This is a genomic window from Bradyrhizobium sp. (genome assembly GCF_019244115.1).
In the GTDB taxonomy this organism is placed as follows: Bacteria; Pseudomonadota; Alphaproteobacteria; order Rhizobiales; family Xanthobacteraceae; genus Bradyrhizobium.
The window spans coordinates 1-10271 of sequence record NZ_JAFATE010000077.1 but is presented as its reverse complement, the minus strand read 5'-3'; the positions used below and the strand labels follow the sequence as shown (position 1 = coordinate 10271).

General features: G+C 64.3%; 9 protein-coding genes and 1 pseudogene. 9 read left to right on the top strand and 1 reads right to left on the bottom strand.

Going from position 1 to position 10271, the window contains the following annotated elements:
* The 5 genes from JOZ76_RS03620 to JOZ76_RS03600 form a co-directional block, all read left to right on the top strand.
* Positions 1-690: dihydrodipicolinate synthase family protein (locus JOZ76_RS03620; protein ID WP_291697256.1), on the top strand; the 690-nt coding region annotated here is incomplete at its 5' end.
* 6 nt (positions 691-696) lie between these two features.
* Entirely contained in the window at positions 697-1497 is an 801-nt protein-coding gene (locus tag JOZ76_RS03615; RefSeq protein WP_291697255.1) for an NUDIX hydrolase, read from the top strand.
* Positions 1498-1580: 83 nt separating this feature from the next.
* On the top strand, positions 1581-2495 hold the full coding sequence (locus tag JOZ76_RS03610) for a DMT family transporter (protein ID WP_291697254.1): 915 nt from the start codon (positions 1581-1583) through the stop codon (positions 2493-2495).
* Between the two features lie 109 nt (positions 2496-2604).
* Positions 2605-5289 carry a PAS domain S-box protein gene (locus JOZ76_RS03605; RefSeq protein WP_291697253.1) on the top strand — a complete coding sequence of 895 codons (2685 nt, stop codon included), beginning with the start codon at positions 2605-2607 and terminating at the stop codon, positions 5287-5289.
* 220 nt (positions 5290-5509) lie between these two features.
* Positions 5510-5983 (top strand): hypothetical protein, encoded by a 474-nt coding sequence (locus JOZ76_RS03600; protein WP_291697252.1) that lies wholly within the window; start codon positions 5510-5512, stop codon positions 5981-5983.
* A gap of 82 nt (positions 5984-6065) precedes the next feature.
* On the opposite strand, the gene JOZ76_RS03595 is transcribed toward JOZ76_RS03600, so the two are convergent.
* Entirely contained in the window at positions 6066-6449 is a 384-nt protein-coding gene (locus tag JOZ76_RS03595) for a VOC family protein (RefSeq protein WP_291697251.1), read from the bottom strand.
* A 304-nt stretch (positions 6450-6753) separates the two neighbouring features.
* Here JOZ76_RS03595 and JOZ76_RS03590 point away from each other — a divergent pair, with 304 nt between their 5' ends.
* The 4 genes and pseudogenes from JOZ76_RS03590 to JOZ76_RS03575 all read left to right on the top strand — a co-directional run.
* Positions 6754-7248, top strand: a complete 495-nt coding sequence (locus JOZ76_RS03590) for a hypothetical protein (protein ID WP_291697250.1) — start codon at positions 6754-6756, stop codon at positions 7246-7248.
* Positions 7249-7607: 359 nt separating this feature from the next.
* Positions 7608-8063, top strand: a complete 456-nt coding sequence (locus JOZ76_RS03585) for a hypothetical protein (protein ID WP_291697249.1) — start codon at positions 7608-7610, stop codon at positions 8061-8063.
* Positions 8064-8398: 335 nt separating this feature from the next.
* Positions 8399-9457 carry a TAXI family TRAP transporter solute-binding subunit gene (locus tag JOZ76_RS03580; RefSeq protein WP_291697257.1) on the top strand — a complete coding sequence of 353 codons (1059 nt, stop codon included), beginning with the start codon at positions 8399-8401 and terminating at the stop codon, positions 9455-9457.
* A gap of 373 nt (positions 9458-9830) precedes the next feature.
* Positions 9831-10271, top strand: a pseudogene (locus JOZ76_RS03575) (malto-oligosyltrehalose trehalohydrolase); the annotation flags it as partial.

The window sequence follows — 10271 nt, the reverse complement described above, 5'->3', positions numbered from 1 at the left end:
ATGCGGTCGCTCGCCAAGGCCTCGATGGATGCGGGCGCCGCCGGTGTGATGATCGCGCCGCCGCCGAATCTGCGCACCGACGACCAGATTGTCGGCTATTTCAAGCAGGCGCAGGAAGCGATCGGCCCGGATATTCCCTGGGTGCTGCAGGACTATCCGCTGACGCTTCAGGTCCAATTCACGCCAGCCGTTATCAAGAAGATCGTAATGGACAGCCCGTCCTGCGTGATGCTCAAGCATGAGGACTGGCCGGGCCTGGAAAAAATCTCGACCCTGCGCGGCTTCCAGAAGGACGGCTCGCTGCGTCCGCTGTCGATCCTCTGCGGCAATGGCGGGCTGTTTCTCGATTTCGAGATGGAGCGCGGCGCCGACGGCGCCATGACCGGCTATGCTTTCCCGGAACTCCTGATCGACGTGGTGCGGCTCTCGAAGGAGGGCCGGCGCGATGAGGCGCACGATCTGTTCGACGCCCATCTGCCGCTGATCCGCTACGAGCAGCAGCCGGGCGCGGGGCTTTCCGTGCGCAAATATGTGCTGCAGAAGCGCGGCATCATCGCCTCCAGCGCGCAGCGGAGGCCCGGCGCCGGCATCACCCCGACGGCGCGCGCCGAGGTCGACTATTTGCTCTCGCGCGTCGCGCGGGTCGATCGCCGCGCGAACCTGCTGCCGCAATCGAGCGCCGCGGGCTAGATCGCGATGGCCGAGATCGTGACCCCGCGTCCCGCATCGACCGTGCTGCTGCTCCGCGACAGCACGGCGGCGGCCGAGATCGAAGTGTTCATGATGGTGCGTCACCACCAGATCGAGTTCAACTCGGGCGCGCTGGTGTTTCCCGGCGGCAGCGTCGAGACAGGTGATCAGGCGATCGTCGAACGGGGCGAGCTCTATTCGGGCGGGGAGGGACTTGATGCGGCGAGCCTGAGTTTTCGCATCGCGGGCATCCGCGAGACATTTGAGGAAAGCGGCATCCTGCTGGCGCGGCCGAAGGGCCTGGCGGCCCTGATTGATGCAGCGCGTGCAGGCGCGATCGAAGCGGCGCATCGCGCCGCGTTGAACGAGCGTAAGATCACGTTCCTGGACGTGCTCATCGCGAATGATCTGCGGCTCGCGCTCGATGCGCTCGTTCCCTATGCGCACTGGATTACGCCGGAGGGCATGCCAAAACGTTTTGACACCTGGTTCTTTCTTGCCGCAGCGCCGCCGGACCAACTCGGCGCCCATGACGGAAGGGAATCCACCGATTCGATCTGGGTGTCGCCGCGGGAGGCGCTCGCGGGTGGCGACAGCGGCCGCTTCAAGCTGCCGTTCCCGACCATGCGCAACCTGATCAAGCTCGGCAAGCAGGCGCGTGTTGCCGACGCGCTCGCGGAGGCGACCGGCAGGCCGGTCGTGACCGTCATGCCTGTCATGACGCGGCTCAATGGCGGCCGCCAGCTCGTGATCCCGCGCGAGGCCGGCTATGACGGCGAGGTCTTTGAGGTCGGTGCGCTCGGCTAGCATACTTCGTTTGATATCGAAGAATCGTATTTCCATGCCGTGTAAATTCCGCTCCACCGTCTTCGAGAATTGGAAATCCGGATATGGAAGCCGCAAGTCCACCGCGGCCGGCGCTCGCCGGCGAGCTTGCGCTGCTGTTATTGCTCGCGACGCTGTGGGGAGCATCCTACAGCTTCATCAAGCTCGGCGTCGCCACCATCGCGCCGATCACGCTGATCGCAGCGCGCACCCTGATTGCGGGCGTGCTGCTGCTCGGCATCATGCGCTGGCGCGGCATCAAGATGCCGCGCGACCGCGCCACCTGGTCTCGTTTCGCGATCCAGGCCTGCCTCAACAGCGTCATTCCCTGGACGCTGATCGCCTGGGGCGAACGCTTCGTCGATGCCGGGCTCGCGACCATTCTCAATTCCGCCGCGCCGATCTTCGCCTTCCTGTTCACGGCTGTCGTGACGCGGCACGAGGCGCTGACGGCGCGCAAGCTGATTGGCGTGGTCGTCGGCATGGCCGGCATTCTCTTGATCGTCGGCGTGTCGGCGCTGGACCATGTCGGACAGCAACTTCTGGCGGAGATCGCAATCGTCATCGCAACGGTCTGCTACGCCTGCGGTGCGATCTTCAGCCGCGGCTTCAAGGGGCTCGATCCCATGGCGCCGGCCGCGGGCTCGCTGCTCAGCGGCACCGCAATGCTGATTCCGCTGAGCCTCGTTTTCGAGCGGCCGTGGACATCGGCGCCGTCCGCGGCCTCGATCCTGGCGCTGCTCGCGCTTGCGGTATTTTCGACCGCGGCGGCGTTCGTGATCTATTTCCGGCTGATCCAGACGCTGGGATCGGTCGGCACGACGGCGCAGGCTTATTTGCGGGTCCCGATCGGCGTGGCCCTGAGCGTGGCATTTCTGGGCGAGACGCTGGCGCCCACGGCGTGGGTCGGCCTGGCCTGCGTCATTCCTGGCGTCGCAGCGATGACGGTCCCGGTACGAAGGGCAGGGAAGATCGGCTGAGACCCGGTGTTATTCCGGGGGTGTGCCGCCCCCATTGTCATGGCGTTCCCAGCTTGTTCTCCCCGGCGTCTATCCGTCGTATATTGCGGCTTTGAAGCCCGGTCCCGCCATGATCCTTAAAGCCTTTTCGGCCGTTACGCGCCGTGTCAGATCCTATTCGCTGTCGATCGGGCAGCTGACCTTTGGCAGCTTTCTCCTGCTTCTGGCCGTGATCACGGCAACCAGCATCGCCAGCGTGATCGCGATCCGCCGCATCGATTCGACCTTCGCGGAACTGCAGCGGCTGCAGGACGTCGGCGACATCGCCGAGGAGATCGACCTACGCATGAACGAACTGCGCCTCGCGGCGCGCGATTTCGTGACCGATCCGGGCGCCAAGCCCGACCGGGTCGGCGAGGTCGCCTCCGATCTGAGCGCGCTCTTGAAGAAGACGCGGCTGGAGCTTGCTCCCGAACAGCAGGATATGATCGATGGCGTGACGCAGCGGCTCGCCAATTATCGCGATGGCATCGAGCGCGTCGGGGGACTGATTGCCCATCGCGCCGAACTGCTCGCGATGCTGCCACCGGCCCGGGCCCAATTCGAACAGGCGTTGGCCCAGGCGCCCGACAGGGCCGAGGCCAATTCCCTGGTCCGGGCGCAGAACGAGATCACGGCCGCCCTGCTGGCGCATGATCCGGCCGGCGCCGAGACGACGGCGAGGCGCATGCGCGTGCTGCAAGTCGAGGATCCGGCGCTGCGTGCGGCAACCGCTTCCTATGCCGACGCGATCATTGCCATCGCCGGAACCGAAGGCGAGATCGCGCGGCTGGACAAGGAGGTGCTGGGGACCGAAGGCCGCCTGATCGGACGCGTCACCGAACTGCTGCGCGAGCTCTCGTCGCGGCGCGGACGGGTGCTGTCGCACGATTTCGCGAGGACCGTCGCCGAAGCCAAATGGCAGAGCGTCGTGCTCGGCACCATCGGGGTGGTGATCGCCTTCTTCGCCGCGGCCTTCGTGGTCAGGCGCACCGTCCGTCCGCTGGCTTCGATCGCCGTCGCCATCCGCGCGCTCGCCGCGGGCAGGAGGGACACCTCGATCCCGGCGACCGAGGTGAACAACGAGATCGGCGATATTGCGCGCGCCGCGGAGGTGTTCCGCCGCACCCTGGCCGACGCCGACGCCGCGCGCGAGGCGGCGCTGCGCGCGCTCGCCGAACAGCGTCTCGCCGAAGAGAGCTACCGCAAGCTGTTCGAGGCATCCGTCGACGGAATCTATGTGACGACGCCCGAGGGCACCGTGCTCAACGCCAATCCGGCGCTGGCGCGGATCATGGGCTACGACGTGCCGGAGCAGCTGATCGCCAATATCGGGGACATGACGCAGTCGATCTACGTGCACGCCTCGGCCCGCGCGGAATATCAGCGGCTGATGCATCGCGACGGCGTGGTGCACGAGTTCGAGTACCAGGTGTTCCGCAAGGACGGCGAAATCCGCTGGCTGTCCGACAGCGCCACCGTCGTGCGCGACGAAGACGGCGAGGTGGTCCGCTATGAGGGTACGGTGCGCGACATCACCGACCAGAAGCGCGCCGAGGACGCGATCGCCGAAGGCCGCAGGCTGCTGCAGCAGGTCATCGACACCGTTCCGGCGGTGATCAACGTCAAGGACCCCGATCTGCGCTACGTGCTGATGAACCGCTACATGGCCGGGATTTTCGGCATCGAGCCGAAGGACGCGATCGGCCACACGACCAGCGAGCTGATGTCGCGCTACGGTGCGGGCAAGACCGATGAGAACGACCAGCGCGTGCTCAAGCTGAAACGCGAACTCGGCTTCTATGAGGAGGAATATCAGGATTCGGCGGGCAACATGCGGCAATGGATTGTCAACAAGCTTCCGCTCCTCGACATCGACGGCGAGATCGAGCACATCGTCACCGTCGCGCTGGACATCGGCGAGCGCAAGCGCGGCGAACAGGAGATGCGCAAGGCCAAGGAGGCCGCAGAAACCGCGCTGCGCAACCTGCGCGACACCCAGGCCTCGCTGATCGAGGCCGAAAAACTCGCTGCGCTCGGCCGCATGGTCGCGGGCGTCGCGCACGAGGTCAACAATCCGATCGGCATCAGCCTGACCGTGGCATCGGCGCTGGAGCGCAAGGCCGGCCTGTTTGCCGGTGAGGTCGCGCGCGGCGACCTCAGGAAGTCGAGCCTCAATGACTTTCTCGCGACCAGCCGTGACGCGTCCTCGCAGCTCGTCGCCAATCTCAACCGGGCCGCCGAACTGATCCAGTCCTTCAAGCAGGTCGCCGCGGACCGCAACTACTCGGATATGCGCAGCTTCGATCTCGGCGACCTGACGGAGCAGGTGGTGATGAGTCTGCGGCCGAGCCTGCGCAAGCACAAGCTGACCCTGACCGTCGACTGCCAGCCGAACCTGATGATGAACAGCTATCCCGGTCCCTACGGTCAGGTGCTGACCAACCTGTTTCTCAATGCGGTCGCGCATGCCTTTCCGAGTGGAGGGCCCGGCGCCATCGACATTCAGGCGCGTGCATCCGGCATCGACCATGTCGAGATCGTCTTTTCCGACAATGGCTGCGGCATGAGCCTCGACGTCCGCCGCCGCGCGTTCGATCCGTTCTTCACCACGCGCCGCGATCAGGGCGGCACGGGTCTCGGCCTGCACATCGTGTACAATATCGTAACGAATCGTCTGGGCGGCCGGCTGGATCTCGAGTCGGAACCAGGTGGCGGCACGCGCGTGCAGATGATTCTGCCGCGTGCGGCGCCGGTCGAGCAGGCGGCCGAGTAGGCACCGCGAATCACGCGCGAACCGGTGAGCATTGCCGCGGCGGCGTTCACGGCAAAGTCAGTGGAACCCCGTCACCGGCCACGCATTCTCCGTGTTTCCCACGCTGTCTTGTCCGCGCACAAGACAGGACAATGCGAAGGAATCAGGTCACCAGAAAAACTGGCCCGCTAAATGCATCGCGATCTGTGCACCCCTGGGGTAGGTGCAGGAGCAGGAGAAGATGAGCAACTGGATCGAGTCCGGCGGCCATGCGCCGCGTCAATCGAGTGACGCGTATCTCAGAACGAAAGCTGGTCAGTCATCTCACAGCGCCTCACGCTGGAAAGCCGCGGTTCGCATCAGCTGCGCGGTGCTGTCGATGGCGCTGGTCTCGTCATTCAGCCATGCGCGCGATCGCGGGCAGTATGCCAACTCCAGTCCTGAATTGAAAGCATGGTTCGATCGCCTCAGGAGCGGCAAGGGTCCGTGTTGCTCGGATGCCGACGGCAGCGCCATTTCGGATGCCGACTGGGAAAGCAAGAACGGACATTATCGCGTGCGCATTCCCAACAACACCGGCGAGATGGAGTGGATCGACGTCCCCGACGAGGCTGTCATCACCGAGCCGAACCGAATCGGGCGAACCATGGTCTGGCCGATCCGGGGCTATCTCGGCATGACCATCCGCTGCTTCATGCCGGGGTCAATGACGTGACCCGGCAGAGAAGGCTCGTCCGCCATAGCGGTTGGCGGATGCCTGGAAGCACGACCTGAGAACTCATGCCTGAGCACTTCGCTCAGGCATATTTCTTGTCGCGCTCGAGGAGCTCGATCGAGATCCCCTGTGGCCCGCGGATGAAGCAGATCCGCACGCCGGGCCGGATCGTGGTCGGCTGCTTGGTGAACTCGACGCCCTTGGCCCTGATCTCGGCGGCCACGGCGTCGATGTCAGTGACCGTCAGCCCGAAATGGTCGAGCCCTTGATAGGGCGTCACGGGCGCCGTATTGACGCCGTCGCCCGGGTTGACCGGGGCGATGAACACATTGGCGCCGCCGAGCTTGACGTCGATGCGGCCGGCACCGCGGATGATCTCGCCGCCGAGCACGTCTTGGAGCCAGGCCGCCGTCGCCTCCGGATCGGGACTGCGCAGATGAATATGGTCCCAGGTGACGGTTGGCATCGTGATAGTCTCCCTGCTGATGGTCAGGACACGGATCGGGGCGGAGCGGCCGGAGCCCATTGGCTCTGGTGGTGCGATGTTAATAACGGCGAGCGGGCGACAGGGCTATCCCCTGTAAGCCGGTCCTACCTTTCTACCGCTCATTTCGTCTGGTTCAATTCAGGCAACGGGGCGCGTCCGGTAACCATCGATAGCGGAAAAGTTATCGCATGGGTTGAACCCGGCGGCTGGCTCGGCAACCAACAGCCATATGCCCGTTGTTTGCGCAGGCCGCTGCGCGTGGGTGGTTGGTACGGGGCTAAAAATGCTTGTTTTGCGCTATTTCGGGTACGTTGGTGGATCACTGCTTGCACTGCTGTTCGTCTGCAATGCGGTGGTTCCGAAACAGCCGCTGCCGGATGTGCTGAGTTCTAATCCGGAGCAGCCGGCGATTCGGATCCATTCGGACAAGAAGTGGCCCGAACGGGTCGTATTCGACACCAGCATGGCGCCGGTCGCGGCGCCTGCGCCCGTAGCCATCGCGCAGGCCGGCACGCCGGCCTCGCCCAGGATGGAGGCGCCGTCGATTACCGCCAAGTCGCGTGTCCGGGAGGCCTTTGCCCAGTTCTCGCCCGCGGAACCCAAACAAGAGCAGAAGGCTGACCTCAAGACTCAAGCCCAGCCCCAGGTTCAAGCTCAGCCTCAGCCGAAGCGGAAGGTCGTCACCAAGGTCACCAAGGTTGCCAAGCTGCATGTCGGCCGCCCGCTGGTCCTGGCTTCGCAGCAGCCCCGATTCGGGTGGTTCGACAGCACCTGGTAATTGCGACCAAGGCTTATCTGGGACAGTTGACCCACGTCTTGCCGCCGGCAGCCTTGGGTAAGGCTGCCATTTGCTGGTGGCGGGTCGTCTTTCCATTCCACGTTGATCGTAATCGTCTCGCTCGTGACCGGGCGTCCAGAAGAGGCAAGTCATCGGAAGCGAGCTCTGGGCGATCGTGGCAGCTCATGGTTGTGAGCGTCATCAAAGCGATGACGACAAAAAACCACGAAGCGTTGCGCTGATGTGACAGACGCGCGTCGTCAAAGACTCAACCGCATCCCTTCATCATGATGCCATTGTCTCCCGTCGAAGTAGCCTGATCACACCGATCTTGAGAGCCCGAAGAGCGGAGGCCTGCGATGGGCATGAACAGGGGATGGGTTTCGCCCACGGTGCCGTTCGGCGCAATCGGACTGCAGGATTACGCACTCTGCTTCTGGTCGACGCATGCCACGCTGTTCTCGTGGCTGTTCAGATTTGCCGCCTCGGCGCTGGGCTATGCCATCGGCGAGTGGATCGGCAACAGGGATAGCGCGGCGCTCGCAGCCCTGGCTGCCAGCGACCAGGTTCCCGCGATCGTGCACACGCTCGCCAGATATTATCCGGATTATGCCTGCGGCGTGCTTGGCGCATTCATCGGCGCATTGGGTGCGGAGGCCGTGCTTTGGAGGGGATCCCGCTTCAGCCCGCTCGGCGAAGCGTCGTTCTGCCTCTGCATCGTCTACCTGGTCTTTCTGCCGTGGTTCAGGATTCCGATCTTCGTGTATCCGCATTCAGCGGCCGGCCAGGCGCTGGTGCCGCCGGTGACGACGTAGAACCTCCGTTCCGATTGAATCGGAACGGAGCCCCTACATTCTCGTTTCGACGCGTTTTCTTCACGCGCACTGGGACCTACTTCGCTCGAAAACGCTTTGGCCCAACTGCCGCCGACTGCTTGCGTCGGCCGCCGCAATCATACCAAGGTATGTTGCGAGTGAGGCGCAACAGAAAATTCGTCTGCTTTGTCGCCACAGTGGCGACCGCCGGGCCAAACTTACGCCGCGTTTGAACGCAACCTGCATACGAAGCAATGCCCGGAAGGAGGCTTCGTGTGCGTAGCGTGGTGCATATAGCAATCTGCATCGTGCTGGCTGTCCTCGGAAGCCAGGCCATGGCGCAGCAGACCAGCCCGATCATCAGTTCCGACCTGCCTCAGCGCGATCTCGTCAACGCAGGCACCGTAACGGTGATCACAGCCCCAGTGGGCGGCCCGATGTCGGTCATGGGCTCCGACATGGCCAATGTGCTCGACGACGGCGAGAACCTCCGGGTTCTGCCGATCCTCGGCAAGGGCTCGGTCCAGAATCTCATCGACATCATGCTGCTCAAGAATGTCGACATGGGCTTTGTCGTCTCGGACGCATTGGAGTTCGTGAAGACGGAATACAATGTTCCGGACATAAACAATCGCGTCCGCTACATCGCCCAGCTGTTCCACAACGATGTTCACATCGTGGTGCGCCAGGAGATCCGCACGCTGCAGGATCTCAACGGCAAGCGCGTGTTCGCCGAGCGCAATATCGGCCTGCCGGCCGCCCGGATCATCTTCCGGCGGCTGGGCATCTCCGCGGAGATCGATTCACACACGGATGCCGACGGCGGGCTGCAGAAGCTGCTCAACGGCGAAGGGGATGCCTGGGTCGCAAGCGTCGGCAAGAACGCCCCGGTGATCAAGAACATCAAGAACGACGGCGGCAAATTTCACCTGCTGTCGATCCCCTATGATCGGAGGCTGCAGGACGTTTACCTGCCGGAGTCGTTCTCCTCGGATGAATATCCGAACCTGGTGCCGCCGGGCAGCAAAGTCGACGCCCTTGCCGCCCCGACGGTGCTGATGGTCTACAACTGGCCGGCGCAAAGCGAGCGCTACAAGCGCGTCGCCCGCTTCGTCGATGCCTTGTTCGACAATATCGAGAAGCTGCAAGAGCCGCCGCGCCACCCGAAATGGCGCGATACCGTGATATCCGCCGCCGTCCCGGGACTGCAGCGCTTCCAGCCGGCGCAGGATTGGCTCAATGCCCGAACCGGCGCCGCGCCTGCTGCCACGCCGGTCAGGGCTGAGGAATTCCGCAGGTTCCTGGCGCAGCGGAACGGCAGCGGGAATGTGTCGCACGCGCAGGCCGCCAAGCTCTACAGCGACTTCCTGCGCTGGCGCGACGGACAGCGATGACACTTGCGACGGGCACGTCCGCACGCAAGCAGCCGGCCGCACGCACCAGTCGAGCATCGACTGCGTAGTCCGCCAGATCCGAGCGCCGCGCTGACGACGCAGAGCCGCTCGGCATGACCGATCAGAAGCTCGCGGCGGAATAGGAGCCTAACCGCGCCTCGCTGCGCGATGACCTCCGATCTCGTGCGCATGGCATCGCGTCGAGCCGAACTGTCCGCACGCGCGGCGCGGACGGCTCTCAGTGGAACCCCGGGTTCCCAGGGACGTTGCCACCATGATGGCGGGGTGCGGCGGCCTCATTCTTCTCGCGCGAGGCGATCGAGCATGAGGTCTTTAAGCGGTCAATCAAATTGTTTGCAAGGACCTCACGAACATGACCAGCCAGTTCGGGCCCCGTCTCGAACCGAGAGGCGGTGTTACATTCCGCCTGTGGGCGCCATCCGCCGAGCGGGTCGATCTGGTGATCGATCGACCGCAGCCGATGCAGCGGCGGGAGGAGGGCTGGTTCACGCTGTCGGCGCCATCAGCCGGTCCGGGGACGCGCTACCGCTTTCGCATCGACGGTGAGCTCGATGTGCCCGACCCGGCCTCGGCGTTCCAGCCCGAGGACGTCAAGTGTTCTTGCGAAGTGATCGATCATGCCTACCAGTGGCGCACCGCCGACTGGCGCGGTCGGCCCTGGGCGGACGCGGTCATCCTCGAGCTGCATGTCGGCACATTCACCGCGGGCGGCCGCTTTCTCGATGTCATTGACCGCCTCGACGACATCGCCGCCGCCGGGATCACCGCGATCGAGCTGATGCCGCTCGCCGAT

Bases quoted from the DNA above. Each gene is read 5' to 3' on its own strand.
- JOZ76_RS03580 (WP_291697257.1), top strand. From the start codon at position 8,399: ATGGCGCAGCAGACCAGCCCGATCATCAGTTCCGACCTGCCTCAGCGC.
- JOZ76_RS03615 (WP_291697255.1), top strand. From the start codon at position 697: ATGGCCGAGATCGTGACCCCGCGTCCCGCATCGACCGTGCTGCTGCTC.
- JOZ76_RS03600 (WP_291697252.1), top strand. From the start codon at position 5,510: ATGAGCAACTGGATCGAGTCCGGCGGCCATGCGCCGCGTCAATCGAGT.
- JOZ76_RS03585 (WP_291697249.1), top strand. From the start codon at position 7,608: ATGGGCATGAACAGGGGATGGGTTTCGCCCACGGTGCCGTTCGGCGCA.
- JOZ76_RS03610 (WP_291697254.1), top strand. From the start codon at position 1,581: ATGGAAGCCGCAAGTCCACCGCGGCCGGCGCTCGCCGGCGAGCTTGCG.
- JOZ76_RS03590 (WP_291697250.1), top strand. From the start codon at position 6,754: ATGCTTGTTTTGCGCTATTTCGGGTACGTTGGTGGATCACTGCTTGCA.
- JOZ76_RS03605 (WP_291697253.1), top strand. From the start codon at position 2,605: ATGATCCTTAAAGCCTTTTCGGCCGTTACGCGCCGTGTCAGATCCTAT.
- JOZ76_RS03595 (WP_291697251.1), bottom strand. From the start codon at position 6,449: ATGCCAACCGTCACCTGGGACCATATTCATCTGCGCAGTCCCGATCCG.